This window comes from Lacibacter sp. (assembly GCF_035299325.1).
Classification (GTDB): domain Bacteria; phylum Bacteroidota; class Bacteroidia; order Chitinophagales; family Chitinophagaceae; genus Lacibacter.
In genome coordinates, this window is the sequence record NZ_DATGWT010000044.1 from 1 (window position 1) to 14,417 (window position 14,417).

General features: G+C 40.7%; 14 protein-coding genes. 6 read left to right on the plus strand and 8 right to left on the minus strand.

Translation table 11 applies throughout. From position 1 onward, the window contains the following. Positions 1–82 precede the first annotated feature (82 nt). Positions 83–3,418 (plus strand): DEAD/DEAH box helicase family protein, encoded by a 3,336-nt coding sequence (locus VK159_RS23470; RefSeq protein ID WP_324232613.1) that lies wholly within the window; start codon positions 83–85, stop codon positions 3,416–3,418. Positions 3,419–3,420: 2 nt separating this feature from the next. On the opposite strand, the gene VK159_RS23475 is transcribed toward VK159_RS23470, so the two are convergent. After that, a complete protein-coding gene (locus tag VK159_RS23475; protein WP_324232614.1) occupies positions 3,421–4,434 on the minus strand; it encodes a WYL domain-containing protein in 1,014 nt (337 codons plus the stop codon). A 219-nt stretch (positions 4,435–4,653) separates the two neighbouring features. On the opposite strand from VK159_RS23475, the gene VK159_RS23480 reads away from it, so the two are divergent. From VK159_RS23480 to VK159_RS23500, 5 genes are all read left to right on the plus strand, one after another. Then, on the plus strand, positions 4,654–5,430 hold the full coding sequence (locus tag VK159_RS23480; RefSeq protein WP_324232615.1) for a hypothetical protein: 777 nt from the start codon (positions 4,654–4,656) through the stop codon (positions 5,428–5,430). A 12-nt stretch (positions 5,431–5,442) separates the two neighbouring features. Further along, positions 5,443–6,432 carry a DUF4407 domain-containing protein gene (locus tag VK159_RS23485; protein ID WP_324232616.1) on the plus strand — a complete coding sequence of 330 codons (990 nt, stop codon included), beginning with the start codon at positions 5,443–5,445 and terminating at the stop codon, positions 6,430–6,432. 64 nt (positions 6,433–6,496) lie between these two features. Further along, positions 6,497–6,619 carry a hypothetical protein gene (locus tag VK159_RS23490; protein ID WP_324232617.1) on the plus strand — a complete coding sequence of 41 codons (123 nt, stop codon included), beginning with the start codon at positions 6,497–6,499 and terminating at the stop codon, positions 6,617–6,619. Between the two features lie 277 nt (positions 6,620–6,896). Next, on the plus strand, positions 6,897–7,526 hold the full coding sequence (locus VK159_RS23495; RefSeq protein WP_324232618.1) for a hypothetical protein: 630 nt from the start codon (positions 6,897–6,899) through the stop codon (positions 7,524–7,526). 39 nt (positions 7,527–7,565) lie between these two features. Beyond that, entirely contained in the window at positions 7,566–8,189 is a 624-nt protein-coding gene (locus tag VK159_RS23500; RefSeq protein ID WP_324232619.1) for a hypothetical protein, read from the plus strand. Positions 8,190–8,200: 11 nt separating this feature from the next. Here VK159_RS23500 and VK159_RS23505 read toward each other — a convergent pair whose 3' ends face one another. The 7 genes from VK159_RS23505 to VK159_RS23535 form a co-directional block, all read right to left on the minus strand. Then, on the minus strand, positions 8,201–8,962 hold the full coding sequence (locus tag VK159_RS23505; protein WP_324232620.1) for a GNAT family N-acetyltransferase: 762 nt from the start codon (positions 8,960–8,962) through the stop codon (positions 8,201–8,203). 11 nt (positions 8,963–8,973) lie between these two features. Then, complete coding sequence (locus tag VK159_RS23510; RefSeq protein ID WP_324232621.1) at positions 8,974–9,327, minus strand: hypothetical protein; 354 nt, start codon at positions 9,325–9,327, stop codon at positions 8,974–8,976. Between the two features lie 126 nt (positions 9,328–9,453). After that, complete coding sequence (locus VK159_RS23515) at positions 9,454–11,034, minus strand: MFS transporter (RefSeq protein ID WP_324232622.1); 1,581 nt, start codon at positions 11,032–11,034, stop codon at positions 9,454–9,456. A 61-nt stretch (positions 11,035–11,095) separates the two neighbouring features. Next, entirely contained in the window at positions 11,096–11,758 is a 663-nt protein-coding gene (locus VK159_RS23520) for a bifunctional 4-hydroxy-2-oxoglutarate aldolase/2-dehydro-3-deoxy-phosphogluconate aldolase (RefSeq protein ID WP_324232623.1), read from the minus strand. A 49-nt stretch (positions 11,759–11,807) separates the two neighbouring features. After that, entirely contained in the window at positions 11,808–12,257 is a 450-nt protein-coding gene (locus tag VK159_RS23525; protein WP_324232624.1) for a YhcH/YjgK/YiaL family protein, read from the minus strand. 70 nt (positions 12,258–12,327) lie between these two features. Beyond that, positions 12,328–13,353: a sugar kinase gene (locus VK159_RS23530; RefSeq protein ID WP_324232625.1), complete on the minus strand. Its 1,026-nt coding sequence runs from the start codon at positions 13,351–13,353 to the stop codon at positions 12,328–12,330. A gap of 17 nt (positions 13,354–13,370) precedes the next feature. Continuing rightward, positions 13,371–14,417: a sugar kinase gene (locus VK159_RS23535; RefSeq protein ID WP_324232626.1), complete on the minus strand. Its 1,047-nt coding sequence runs from the start codon at positions 14,415–14,417 to the stop codon at positions 13,371–13,373.

A 14,417-nucleotide genomic window follows, 5' to 3' on the forward strand; every position in this document is an offset into this window, starting at 1 on the left:
TGTTTTTATGCTACAAAAACAACTAATCTTTTTATTAACTTCAGGGGGTCAGTTTGCAATGGCCGAAAGGGGTCACATTACTATGGCCAGTGGGGGTCAGTTTAAGCCGGTAGCAGGGGGTCAATTTGAGTGGATTTTCCACTATTGTGCTATTCTTTGCAGAAAAAGCCTTGAGCAATTTGTAAAATGGTTATATGATCATGATGAAGACCTGGAAATACCGGCGGATACTACACTTAACTCATTAATGCATGAGCAGAGTTTTAAAACCCTGATTCCGTTAGCGTTGTTTCGCAACATTAACCTCATTCGTAAAATAGGCAACAATGCGGCGCATGGTACACAACGTACAGACAGACGGGATGCGCTGGCCAGCTTAAAAATATTACACGATTTTTCGTTGTGGGTGGTGCGTTTGTACAGCCGCTCACAAACGCCCGTAACAATTTTTGATGAGACCATACTGCCCGAAGGAGATGCTGTGGAGCGAACCCGGCAGCAGCTTCAACAATTAGCCGAACAGTATGAACAGGTGCAGCAACAACTGGTGCGTGCTAATGAAGAATTACTGCGTAATGCACATGGTGCCACAGTGCTACAACAGCAGTTATTGGAAACAAAAACCATTAAGCAGGAAAATATCGCCCAGGCAACAACAGTTCCGCTCAGCATCAGCGAGGCAGAAACAAGGCGTATTTACATTGATGCGTTACTAAAAGAAGCAGGATGGAATTTATCGTTGCCCAATGTTCTTGAGTTTGAAGTTAAAGGTATGCCGCATGATGGGGGTATTGGTTATGCCGATTATGTGTTGTGGGGCGATGACGGTAAGCCGCTTGCTGTAGTTGAAGCCAAGCGTACACTTATTGATGCCTACAAAGGAAAGCGACAAGCAGAGTTGTATGCCAATTGCCTGGAAGCCATGTTTGGCCAGCGACCTGTTATTTTTTACAGCAACGGGTTCGAAACAAATTTATGGGACGACCAGTTTTATCCGCCACGGCAGGTTCAAGGGTTTTATACAAAAGATGAGCTGCAGTTAATAATCAATCGCCGGGAAATAAGAAAGCGGTTGAGTGAAACAGATCTAAACAAAGAAATTGCGGGGCGTTATTACCAGGAAGAAGCAATCAAGCGTGTACAGGAAACACTGGAGAAAAAAGCAAGGGGTGCGTTACTGGTAATGGCCACGGGCAGTGGTAAAACCAGAACAGCTGCAGCACTTACGGACATTTTAACAAAAGCGAACTGGGCTAAAAAGATTTTATTTCTTGCCGACAGAAATGCATTGGTAACACAGGCCAAAAATGCATTTAATACTTTACTGCCACAGCTCACTGCTATTGATCTTACCAAAGAAGATGAAGATACTGCAAGCCGAATTGTGTTCAGCACTTACCCAACCATAATGAACCGCATTGATAGTGTAAAGCAGGAAGGGAAACGTTATTATGGGCCAGGGCATTTTGATGTAGTAATTATTGATGAAGCTCACCGTAGCGTATACATGAAGTACCGTGCCATATTTGAATATTTTGATGCGATCTATATAGGTCTTACTGCAACACCCAAATCAGAAACAGACAAAGATACCTATGAGTTGTTTGGTCTGGAAGTGCACAATCCCACATTTGCTTACGAACTTGATACGGCAGTGAGCGATGGATATCTGGTACCGCCACAAGCAATGAAAGTACCTGTACGTTTTCCGAGAGAAGGTGTGAAATATAACGAGCTGACGGAAGCAGAAAAAAGAGAATACGAACAGGAGTTTTTGGAAAATTACGGGGAGATACCGGATGAAGTGGCCAACACTGCTGTAAACACATGGTTCTTTAATAAGGATACAGTTAACAAAGTATTGGACCTCGTTATGCAGCGTGGGCAAAAAATTGAAGGAGGAGATTTAATTGGAAAGACGATTGTTTTTGCAAAGAATCATCATCATGCAGTATTCATAGAAAAATGTTTTAATGAACGATACCCGCAATACAACGGGAAACTGTTGCGAGTAATAGATAACCAGGTGTATAACGCACAAGACATGATTTACAGTTTCTCGGATGCAGCTAATAAAGAATTTCAGATAGCGGTATCGGTAGATATGCTTGATACAGGTATAGATATACCCGAAGTTCTCAATCTGGTTTTCTTTAAAACGGTTCGATCGAAAGCGAAATTCTGGCAAATGGTGGGCAGGGGCACAAGGTTGTGCCCGGATGTTTTTGGTGAGGGCATGGATAAAGAGTGTTTTTTCATTTTTGATGTATGCGGCAATCTGGAGTTTTTCAGCAGCAATATCGATGAAGCAGAAACTGTAGTAAGGGGAACACTCAGTCAACAGATTTTTATGGCAAAGCTGAATGTTGCATTTCTGCTTGAAACAAAAGCAGCAGGTGGCAATAGTGCTGCGTTAAAACAGGAACTTCTGGACGAACTGCATCATGCGGTATGCGAGTTTCGGGATGATGATTTTCGTGTTCGCATGCATTTACAGTACGTGGAAAAATACCGCAATAAAGATGCGTGGAACTCACTAAGTGTTTTAGATGTGATTGAAATTGAAAAGCATCTTTCATATTTGTACAACGATACTATTTCAGATGAAAGTGCAAGGTGGTTTGATTTGCTCATGCTGAATTATATTCTTTCGGCAGAAGAACAAAGTGGCCGGCAGCGACATTATGAAGCGAAGATAAAAGAAGCCACAAGGGGGCTGTTAAAAAAACTGAGTATCCCCGAAGTAAAGCAACAAGAACATTTGATCCGTTTCGTGCAAGATGATGAATACTGGCAGGGATCTGAGGCACAACGACATAATGATACAAGACTTGCTTTGCGTAACCTGATCAAATATATTGAAGCAAAACAGCGACCGCATATTTATACCAACTTTACCGATGAGATCGGCGAAGTGGAAGAGTTGCAGATTATTGCACAGTACCAGGAACTGGGTGCTTATAAGAAAAGGGTTGAAAAGTTTTTAAGGGAGAACCAGCACCATATTACCATTCACCGCATCCGCCAGAATATTCCGATTACCCAACAGGAACTTGTGGAGCTGCAGCGTTTGTTGTTTAGTATTGATGAACATGGCAATGAAGAGTTGCTTTCAAAAGTAACCAAGGGGCAACCGTTGGTTGTGTTCATACGTAGCATTCTTGGCTTAGATGTAAATGCTGCTAAAGAAGCATTTGGTGAATTCCTGGCGCAGGGAAATCTCAATTCTACGCAGATCAACTTTATTAACTCTATCATCAACTACCTTTCGGTTAACGGACAGATCGATAAAAAGATGCTGTTTGAAAAGCCATTTACTGATATTGATGACCGTGGAATCAGTGGTGTGTTTTCGCTTGAACAGGCAGGCAACGTTATCCGCATTATTGATCGTTTAAATCAGGCCGCAGTAAAGTAAGGCTACTCATACAAAGTGGTTCCCTTTAAATAGATATCTTTCAGTTCATTTCTTAAGACATCGGGTTTTGTTACTTCAATGGCCGGTCCATAGCTTAACAGGTGCGATTTTAATTCGTAGTTATTGAGCAGCTTTAATGTAATAAGCATACTGCCATCTTTATTCTCTTTTTTTATGATTTGGGATTTGTGGATTGGTTTTGTACGAATATAATCGGCAGATGAAGCCGCGACTTTAATTACAATGTCTATTGGCTGCGTATCTTTTGGGATGGTTACGCCAATCACATCATTAAAATAAGTTTCAGGATCAAAGAGGTCGTTCTCAATAAATTTTTCGTTGCTGTTTTTTATTTTTCCTTTTAAGCTGTCGAGCCGAAGGTTACTCAGTGAATGATTATTGCCAACTCTTCCAATCAAAAACCAGCGGCTACGGTATTCTTTCAGCATATAGGGGTGCACCAACCACTCTCTTATGTCTTTACCAAATGGCTGATAGTTTAGCTTAATTGGCTGCTGCAGTTTAATTGCAGAAAAGATTTCGTCAAAGTATTCTTTCCCGTTTGCTTCTGTGTGTTCTTCAAACGCAATCATGGTGCTGCTGTCGGGCACATTTGTGTGAATTTTATTCTCAAGGCGGGAAATGATTTCGTCTACTTCTTCTGTGAGCTTAATGTTTGTGGCTTTCTTCAATATCTGTACTGCGTTTTTCAGGATCGCAATATCATCATCATCCACAGGCACATTTTTTAGTGAAAAACGTTCGGTGTAATAGATCCGGTTATCTTTTTTATCGGGCCGATGTATGGGGGCACCCATTGTATTTTCCAGGTAAGCAATATCCATTTGTAATTTCCTTAGCCGGATGGGCACTTCATCTCTCATGATAAGAGATTTGCTCAACGTTTCAAGTAATTGAGCATAAGTTCTTTTTACAGGACTGCCTAAGAGTTCGTCAATAATCTCCAGCCGGAGGCGTATGTGCCTACGCTCGTGTGTAATTTTTTCTCTTTTCATTATGAGGTTACATTTTGGGTGCAATAAGGTTGCATGCTGCTATTTCATATTTGCTCTATGAAACAACAACGACAAAATAGCCAAGAAAGGTCACAATGCAAAAAGATTGCATCCATGGGCGATAAACTTGTAAATAACCAGTTATGATTTACGAAACAACATACAGGGAATTGCTATTAACAGCAGAGTGGAAAAAGAAACGGAAGGAAATACTTCACCGTGACAAAGGCTGCTGCAGGAATTGCGGATCAGACCGGCATTTGCAAGTACATCATCGCCAGTACAATGTTGATGCAAAATCCGGATTACGTATTGTACCATGGGATTACCCAAACAGGCTTCTTATCACTTTATGTGACGAATGCCATACTGCAGGGCATCAACTTTATTTTATTCCATCATTCAAACACTAAACCTTTTTCTATGTCATTCATGAATTTTTTTCGTAAAAGTAAACAGACCTTAGAACCAGCAGCTACTGCTTCGAATACCCAGCAAGAGGAATCACCCGTAAAGTATATCGACCGCAATTTATTTGTTGATGAAGAAGGCGCAATACAAGACAGGAGGTCATTAATGAGTGTAAATCCGCTTGAGTCTTTCCTGCATCAAGATTTTGAATTGATTGGCTTCCAAGAAGGGTATAGTTATCCTGAGGCTGAGTTTATGAATGGTAAATTAAAAGTCCTTCGTTCAGATTTCAGGCTTAGTGTTGACCGGTTGATGGACACTAAACGGTTGGAAACGGGCGAACTGCGTTTGCAACTGATCAAGATAACCGGAATTTCTGCCATTATTGAGGAGCAACTAAAGGAGCGTATCAAGCAGGTAGAAATACAAATTCATGAGCTTGATACCCAAAAAATCCTGTCTATAGAAGGTGACGGAATCGTAAGTGGGGCTTTACATCATTACAGAATAGGCTTTATTAAGGGTGTTGAGCGTTATCAGCAGGAGAAGTTTTTTGCTTCAAGTACAGGATTGTTTAACCAATAAAAATTTATAGTTATGATCAAATTTGCCTGCTTCTTAACAGGAGACAATTACAATTTGCTTGCGACAGACACTCCTGCAAGTAAAAAGAAAATAGTTGCGCTTGGTATCGCATTGATGGTACCCGTATTGATCTGGTTTTTAAATGGGTTTTTGTTAAGTTATATGGTCTTACATACAGGATTATTGAATGCTTTACTTGTTGCTGCCATTTGTGCCATTCTCATTTTTGCAACTGAGAAGATGATTCTAATGGCGAATGGCAATGGATGGATTACATTTTTCCGATTCTTTACCGGACTAGTTACAGCCCTGCTTGGGAGTATTGCAATTGATGAGGTTGTTTTTAAGAATGATATTGACACAGAAGTGAGTGTATTGAAGCAGAACAAAACTGAGGCTGCAAAAAGAAGAGCTGAGCAAGCTTTTTATATTGACTATAATGTTGCATTATTAGATACTGCGATTCAACGAGCCGAGATAGTATATAACGAAAGAGAAGAGGCTGCAGTTAAAGAAGCGGATGGATCAAGCGGGACTGGAAACAAAGGAATTGGCGAAGTGACTGCGTTTAAAAATCAGAAAGCAAAGGAACGGAAGTTACAATTGCAGACCTTACAAAATAAGAAGGATTCCCTGGATGCAGTGAAAGCTACTGTTATTGAAAAAGCAGGGGAAGATGTGACTGCAAATTTTAATCCTGACGGTTTGTTAATTCGGGTGGAAGCATTATTTCAGCTTGCTTTAAGCAATCGTTACATGGCAATCGTTTATGTGGCTTTCACTCTCTTATTCTTATTTCTTGAATTGCTTGTGGTTATTTTAAAGGTTTCCTGGAAAAAAACGAACTATGAGCGCAGGCTTCAATTTATTGAATTGCTTGGACAAAAGAGGATTGACTTTTTACAGTCGAAACATTTGGCTATTGCTGATCCGGGTTATTACACATCAAATTCTGAACAGGCAAAACTTCTACTGAAGAATAAGAAAGGGATGTTTGATTAATCCAGAGCAAAAAGCTTGATCAGACTACACTTTATAAATTTTTAATCAATTCAATTATTTTAACATGGCAAAAGCAACAACGTCAAAACCGACACCGGCCCCTAAGCCTGTAGCGAACCCGAATTACCCGAGTACAACCGGAAAGCCATCCGGAGGTGGAAGGGGAAATACGCCTAAAGGAAAATAAGTGACCGGGGTTTTTTTTATGTCAGAATCTTTGAATTATAAGATTCTGACATTTTTTCATTTCAAAAAATTACTTTAATCGGATTGTCTTTTGATGGCAACTCGGCCACTCATCCCTGGCAGAAGGTGGTGCATGCACTGCCAGGCTACACGCTGGTGCGATAAAAGGCACAGTTATAAGAAAGCTGTGCAGTTGTGATTCAGGAATTTACTATACTACCAAAACAAGCACTATTTTGATACCTGATATGTTTACCCCTTTTAAAACTGTTATACCTATGCTGCTAAGGATCGGATTGCTTTTTTCAATAGTGGTTTTTCTGGACTCCTGTTTTAAAAAAGGTGAAGATGACCCTTTTGTTTCGTTACGTACCCGTAAAGACCGGGTTGCAGGGAAGTGGAGGGTAACGTCTATAAATAAGGTTGATAGTTCTTCTTACGGAGATGGTTCGCAAGTGAACAAATGGTTTTACAAACTGAATGGAGGTGAGTACATTGATTCGTATACGTTTGTTTTCAATAACCAGGTAAGAGAGATAAGAGTGAAAAAAGGCAAGCGTACACTTTATTATGAATTTGACAAGAACAGGAATTACCGTATGTATGATTATACAGATGATGATACAACCATTATAAAAGGGAAGTGGGGGTTTAATGACAAATCGGAATATATCAAGAAGAAAATTGCTATTTATATCTATCCCTCCGAAACGTATTCCACCTCAATGTTTTTTGACGGAAATCTCTTTGTGAGCCAATGGAGCGGAGGCCAGCATTTAAGTACAATACGGGAATTAAGACACAGGAAAATGGTGTGGGAGGATTATGCTGAATATAAACCGGATATAAGTGGAACAAATCACCTTTCATCCTTCAGCAGTTCTATTGTAACACTGGAGCCGCAATAAATGGCAGCCAGTTATTCGTTTTCAATTAAACATCAGCTAATGAAAAAATATTTACTTCTTTTTTTATTACTCAGTTCTACGTTTTTATCCTGTTTCAGAAAGGGAGAGGATGACCCCTTTGTTTCTTTTCGTTCGAGAAAGGCAAGAGTAGAGGGAAGGTGGAAAGTGAAAACACTTTTTGTTAAACAGGTGAATAAATACACAACTCATAAGGATGAATTTTTTCAAAAACTGGAGAACGGTGTATTTGCCGACTCGATAGTAGAATATATCAATGGAGCACCGTTAATAACAAAGGGAACATCTAAGCGGACTATTCTGTATTCCTTCAGCAAGGGAGGTCAGTTTGAAATGAAAGATTACATGGGAGATAAGGACACTATGATTTTGACAGGTACCTGGTCTTTTAATGTGAGAGGAGGAGGGAACAGACATCGTGAACTTATCTATATTAATATTGAACGGCAATGGACTACTTTTTTTGGAACACCCCGCTATTGGGTATTGTTCCGAATGTCGCAAAATAGTTTTCTTTGTCAGCTGCAGGAGTTGCGGCATAAGAAAATGGTTTGGAAAGATGACTTGGTAGAAACGAATGTAAATCCAACGGGTGATTATTTGGGGTATGAACGAGAGTCATATATTGAGCTTGAGCCGGAATAGCAGCTCTTTCTTTATCCCTGCTGTTCTTTCAAAAATTCCATCAGCATCGCATCATACAACTCCTGCAGGTTGCTGCTAACATAAGGCTGCCATGCATCCGTCAAACGGTTATACACTTCTGTAGCTTCTTTGTCAGGAAATAATTTGTAATCAAACTTGCTTGTATGCAGACTGATATACCCGGGATAAAAATATGTTTTTTGTAAACGGATGGCCTCTTCTAATTTTTTCAAGAGCAACACCTTTCCCAAACTGTATTTCTTAAACGCAGGATCGTAAATACTTAAAATACCTGTAAGTGATGTTCCCGCTTCATCATAACAACCTGCTGCAATCAGTTGACCATTGTAACGAAGAGTAAGTAATTGTGTGTTGAAAACGTTTTCAGTTCGGTCGCCCATTAAATAAGCCCTTGCTGAATCACTGATGTCGAAATCAAGCTCTTGCCTGTATTTGGTAAACAGCTCTTCCAGTTCATCGGTGAATTGCAAAGGTTCAATATTGCAACTGAATTGTTCGCATGCACGCAACAGCTTCCTGCTTTTCTTGCTGTGTTGATAATCTTTTAAACGATAACGTAGCCAGAACACAGCAAAAAACTCATCTTCTTTTGCAATAAGATCGGTAGTGATGAGCATCTGGTGAATACGGTACCAGCCCTTGCTTAAATACGCATCAAGCAATTGCGGACTCACTTCTTCCGGGTAAAAATGCTGGTAATAGATCATGGAACGGCAACACTGCTTCAGCAGGAAAGATACGGCAGGCAGCATTTAGTTGACTCCTAAACTGCCGTATCAATTTCCAGCAACACAGTTACCTGTTCATAGCCTGCTAATTGATAGTCGCCGGTGTTCACACAAAATTCTTTGAGATTATGCGGCGAATGATGCATCACTTCGCTCATAGGTTGTAATTGATACATCTCCGCATGTTCAGCATGGTTTGCCAATACAAGACAATCGGGTGAAGCAGCTGTTTGTGATCGATCGATAATGCGCCAACCGATATTGAGTGGTGGTTGATCAGGATCTTTTGTGTTGAGTTGTTTACTGAGAATACTACAGTTCACGTAAGCTCCATGAATAAGCAGTTTAAGTTCGGGTTGATGAGGGGTAAGCTGTGCAATAAGGATCATGCGTTATAATTTAGAATACGAAACTAGGAGGGTAGTTTGCAGTCTATTTGAGAAGTGAATCTTCTGTAAAAAAAAGTTGCCAACCTTTTTATGGTTGGCAACTTTGATTGAAATATCTTTCTTGTCTTACAAATCATTAATCACTTTATACTTCGGCACCAGTGTTTTCATCACTCCCCATGCGACCAAATAAGCTAACGCACAAATCGTAAACATGATCGTGTACGACGTCGTCATCTGCGCCTGTACCAGCGGCGTTTGTAATTGCACGATCTGGTCAAATGCAGCAGCATCAATATTTTTGAGTTGAGTGGCCACTTCAGCCGGTACCCCACCCAATTCTGATTTATTCAGGTCAATGGCATCACCATACTTGGTCACCAGTTTCAAATTGAGGATCTGGTCAACATAGTTACCTAAACCATTTGCTTTTGCTTTTACCCATGCTTCGGCAATACCAAACGACTTATACTTATCGAATAAAAAACCACCCAGTTTCGAAAGAATAACACCACCAAAACCGCCGGCCATACCACCAATACCTACAACAGAACCAATGGCTTTTTTCGGGAACATATCACTCACCGTAGTAAAAATGTTTGCACTCCATGCCTGGTGTGCAGATGCACCGATACCAATTAACAATACCGGCACCCAGAAACTGATATGCCCGAATGGTTGTGCAAGCAATACCACCAGTGGAATCAATGCTATCAGGAGCATGGCTTTCATACGGCCATCATAAGGCAGGTAACCTTTCCTGATAAAATACATGGGAAGCCAGCCTCCGCCAATACTGCCGATCATGGTCATGCTGTACAGCGTCATGATGGGAATATTAATATCAGCTTTCGTCATGCCGTATTGTGCTTTCAAAAATGCCGGAAGCCAGAAGAGAAAAAACCACCATACACCATCGGTCATAAACTTACCAAAAGCAAAGGCCCATGTTTGTTTATACCCGAGCAACTTGCCCCATGATACTTTTTCTTTTTGCTTTTCGTTTTGAGGACCTGCTACTTCATCTTCACCACTGTGTATATAGTTGAATTCTGCAGCTGATAATCTTTTTTGTTCTTCAGGCTTATCATAGAACCAGATCCATAAACCCATCCATAAGAAACCAACACCACCCACTACAATAAAAGCACCTTGCCAATGCCAAACACTCAATAAAAAGTTCACAACAGGAGCAGCAACGATGGCACCGATATTGGCACCCGAGTTAAAAATACCCGTTGCCAGTGAGCGTTCTTTCTTGGGGAAATATTCGGCAGTGGCTTTAATAGCAGCGGGAAAGTTTCCTGCTTCACCAATGGCAAGTACGGCCCTGGCTAACATAAAACCTAACACAGAAACAGAACCGATCGACATACCTAATGCAGCAATGATCTTACTTAAGCCTGTACCAATCGGAATAGCTGCAGCATGGATCATTGCACCGAGCGACCATACAACAATTGCCCAGATGAATCCTTTCTTTGTACCCAATCTGTCAATCACCTTTCCTGCAAAAAGCATAGAGATGGCATACACCAACTGAAACACAATAGTGATGTTTGCATAATCGGTATTGGTCCACCCATATTCCCCTTCAAGGGTAGGTTGAAGCAAACTCAACACCTGCCTGTCAAGATAGTTGATGGTTGTTGCAAAGAAGAGTAGGGCACAAATCGTCCACCTGTATTTACCTATGGCTTGCTGCATGTTCGTTGTTTTATCCGCCGTTGTGAAACATTTTGATCTGTTCTGAAACGGGAAGTGGTTATTATTTTTTTACTGATGCGATGATTTCCAGCACTTGTTTCGTTGCTTCTTCCATGGCCGCATAATCTTTTGCTTCCATTAATTTTTTGCTGATGAGTTTGCTGCCCATACCCACTGCACATACACCTGCTTTGTACCAACTCTCAATACTTTCTTTGGTTGTGTCAACGCCACCTGTTGGCATAAACAACAATTTAGGGAAGATATCTTTAATAGTGGTTAAAAACTCTGTGCCCAGCATATTACCCGGGAATAACTTAATGAATTTAATGCCTGCATTTTCTGCTGCAATAATTTCACTCGGTGTCATACAACCGGGAGCATAGAAAATATCATTGGCTACGCAATAGGCTGCAACATCAGGAACAAAGCCGGGGCTTACTAAAAAGTCAGCACCTGCTTTCATATAATCTGTTGCGTGTTGCATGTTCTTAATAGTACCAACTCCTAATAACAAACCGGGCATTTCAGCATTACGCAGCTGCACCATTTTGGTAAAGTTGGCCAATGCAGCATCGCCACGATTGGTGTACTCTACTGCTTTAATACCTGCTTTGTAAATTGCTTTTAATACATCAAGGCTTACTTCTTCGCTTGGATTAAAATACAAAGGGAGAATACCCTGTTGTACAATTGCATCTGATATCTGTTGTGTTTTACTCATTTGAATCGTTTTAGTTTTTACTCATTATTCATTACTCATCATTCATCACTCATATCTTCACTTTAATCACCAACTTCTTAATCTCTCCCTCACCGATCATTGGCGCATGCACATCTTCCGGATAGAAGATCGCAAACTGTCCGTCGGTCAATTGGAAATAAGTATCGGGAGCATCGTCGTAAAACAACACATCCTTTTCATCGTTGTACTCACCCTTAGGGTTAACACATTTTTCTCTTGGTTTCCAGCCAATGGTTTCAACACCTTTAATGCAAAGCTGAATGTCGATATTCTTATTATGACATTCAAACTTCTGCAGACTGGTTTCTTTTGTTTTACCTGGTCCATTGCTGATGATGGCTTTTAAACCTTCTGCAAGTTCACTTTTACCATCGGCTGCATTCGCCAGGTCGGTTTGCTGAATGTACTCAAATGCTTTTGCAAACAACGGATGTGCTGAAAAGTATTTGGGTGCATTTTTGATTGTATCAATGATCATCGTTGTAAATTATAAAATGAATGATGAGTAATGAATGATGAGTTGCTCATCATTCATCACTCATTACTGATTAACGTTGTACCCTTCCGCTGCCATCGCCTTTCATCAGGTCTTTTACTTCAGCTAATGTTGCATGGTTCAAGTCGCCCGGTATTGTATGTTTCAATGCACTTGCAGCTACACCAAACTCAGCTGCTTCGCCCATCGGCATGCCTGTAACTAAACCGTAGATCAAACCACTTGCAAATGAATCGCCGCTACCTACACGGTCAACGATACGTACATTGTATTGTTTGGTATGATAGAATTCAGAACCATCATACACCAATGCACTCCAGCCGTTATCACTTGCGCTATGACTTTCACGCAAAGAAGAAGCAATGAATTTGAAACCAAACTTCGCCTGCATTTGTTTGAACACATCTTTAAAACCATCGAGGTTCAATTCACCTTTGGTTACATCGGTATGTGCAGCTTTAAATCCTAATGTGGTATCTGCATCTTCTTCATTACCGATACAAACATCAACATACTGGCAAAGACGGGTCATTACTTCTCTTGCTTTTTCTTTGCTCCACAATTTCTTGCGGTAGTTGAGATCGATACTAGTTGTAATTCCTTTTGCTTTTGCAGCTTTCAATGCAGCCTCCGTTAATGCAGCAGCCTTATCGCTCAATGCAGGAGTGATACCTGTTGTATGGAACCATACAGCGCCATCAAAAATTTTATCCCAATCGAATTCACTTGCATCAACATCAGCAATAGATGCACCTGAACGATCATACACTACTTGTGATGCACGCATGGATGCACCTGTTTCGAGGAAGTAAATACCTAAACGGTCGCCACCTCTTGCAACAAACTGCGTATCTACACCATAACGACGTAAATGATTAATGGCCGATTGACCGATTGGATTGTTAGGTACTTTGGAAACAAATGTTCCGTTTAAACCATAGTTACATAATGCAGCAGATACGTTTGCTTCGCCACCACCATAAGTGATATCAAATGTATCGGCTTGTACAAAACGTTTAAAATCGGGGGTTGACAAACGCAACATAATCTCTCCGAGTGTTACTACTTTTTTCGACATATCAGTTGTTTTAAATGCTAGGAAATAAATGATTGTTGTTTAGTTGTTTCAAATTTTGCTCTTACCTGTTGAATATACTCTACTGTGTTTTGTGTTGAATCGCCTTTTTCGTGCAGCTTGGCAAAAGCAGCAGCTGCAGCAAAACCGATCACATCCTGCAATGCATGTTGTGATTTTAACCCATAGATCAGGCCGGCCATAAAGCAATCGCCACTACCTACTTTATCTACAATTTTATCTGTTGCAAACACTGGACTAATGGCTTGTTCCGTCTTTGTATTTAAAGATGCATAGTAACTGATGTTACCAGCTTCTGCATCAAAACGAAATGTATTGGCTACCCATTTGCATTTCGGAAAACGATCGAATAATTGTTGTGCAGTAAACGTAGCATGTTGCAAAAACACTTCTTTGCTTCGTGGTTGTAACAGTTTATCATCAACAGAAACACCAAGTAATGTTTGTGCTGACCAGATATTGCCCATAATGACATCGCAATACTTTACAAGGCTGGGCATGATTTCCCAAGGCTGTTTACCATACTTCCATAACAGTGAACGATAATTCAAATCAACAGAAATGGTAATGTTCCGTTGCGATGCGGCCTTTACTGCTTCCAGACAAAGCGCTGCAGCTTTTTCACTCACAGCAGGAGCAATGGCACTGAAATGAAACCATTCTACATCTTTCAAAATCTCATCCCAGTTCACCACACCTGTGTTAAGTGTAGAGAAAGAAGAATATTTCCGGTCGAACACATTCTCTTCGCTCTTCATATCGGCACCTTCTTTCAGATAATACAATCCAATGCGTTCGCCGGAAAGAATGATAGGAGAGGTGTCGATGTTTTTTGTTTGCAGGAAAGAAATAATATCACGGGTGATGATATTATCAGGTAATGCGGTGCAATACTTCACCGGTATTTGCCAGGTAGCCAATGCTGTTGCTACATTCAGTTCGGCGCCACCAACAAACACGGGCACCTGGTTGGTACGCAACCATTCACCACCATTCGCAGGCGGCAACCGAAGTAACAATTCTCCAAAACAAAGCACTTTACTCAT

What these genes read in the sequence shown, in the direction of transcription:
- VK159_RS23470 (WP_324232613.1), top strand. Translation starts at nt 83, where the DNA reads ATGGCCAGTGGGGGTCAGTTTAAGCCGGTAGCAGGGGGTCAATTTGAG.
- VK159_RS23475 (WP_324232614.1), bottom strand. Translation starts at nt 4,434, where the DNA reads ATGAAAAGAGAAAAAATTACACACGAGCGTAGGCACATACGCCTCCGG.
- VK159_RS23485 (WP_324232616.1), top strand. Translation starts at nt 5,443, where the DNA reads ATGATCAAATTTGCCTGCTTCTTAACAGGAGACAATTACAATTTGCTT.
- VK159_RS23490 (WP_324232617.1), top strand. Translation starts at nt 6,497, where the DNA reads ATGGCAAAAGCAACAACGTCAAAACCGACACCGGCCCCTAAGCCTGTA.
- VK159_RS23495 (WP_324232618.1), top strand. Translation starts at nt 6,897, where the DNA reads ATGCTGCTAAGGATCGGATTGCTTTTTTCAATAGTGGTTTTTCTGGAC.
- VK159_RS23500 (WP_324232619.1), top strand. Translation starts at nt 7,566, where the DNA reads ATGAAAAAATATTTACTTCTTTTTTTATTACTCAGTTCTACGTTTTTA.
- VK159_RS23505 (WP_324232620.1), bottom strand. Translation starts at nt 8,962, where the DNA reads ATGCTGCCTGCCGTATCTTTCCTGCTGAAGCAGTGTTGCCGTTCCATG.
- VK159_RS23510 (WP_324232621.1), bottom strand. Translation starts at nt 9,327, where the DNA reads ATGATCCTTATTGCACAGCTTACCCCTCATCAACCCGAACTTAAACTG.
- VK159_RS23515 (WP_324232622.1), bottom strand. Translation starts at nt 11,034, where the DNA reads ATGCAGCAAGCCATAGGTAAATACAGGTGGACGATTTGTGCCCTACTC.
- VK159_RS23520 (WP_324232623.1), bottom strand. Translation starts at nt 11,758, where the DNA reads ATGAGTAAAACACAACAGATATCAGATGCAATTGTACAACAGGGTATT.
- VK159_RS23525 (WP_324232624.1), bottom strand. Translation starts at nt 12,257, where the DNA reads ATGATCATTGATACAATCAAAAATGCACCCAAATACTTTTCAGCACAT.
- VK159_RS23530 (WP_324232625.1), bottom strand. Translation starts at nt 13,353, where the DNA reads ATGTCGAAAAAAGTAGTAACACTCGGAGAGATTATGTTGCGTTTGTCA.
- VK159_RS23535 (WP_324232626.1), bottom strand. Translation starts at nt 14,417, where the DNA reads ATGAGTAAAGTGCTTTGTTTTGGAGAATTGTTACTTCGGTTGCCGCCT.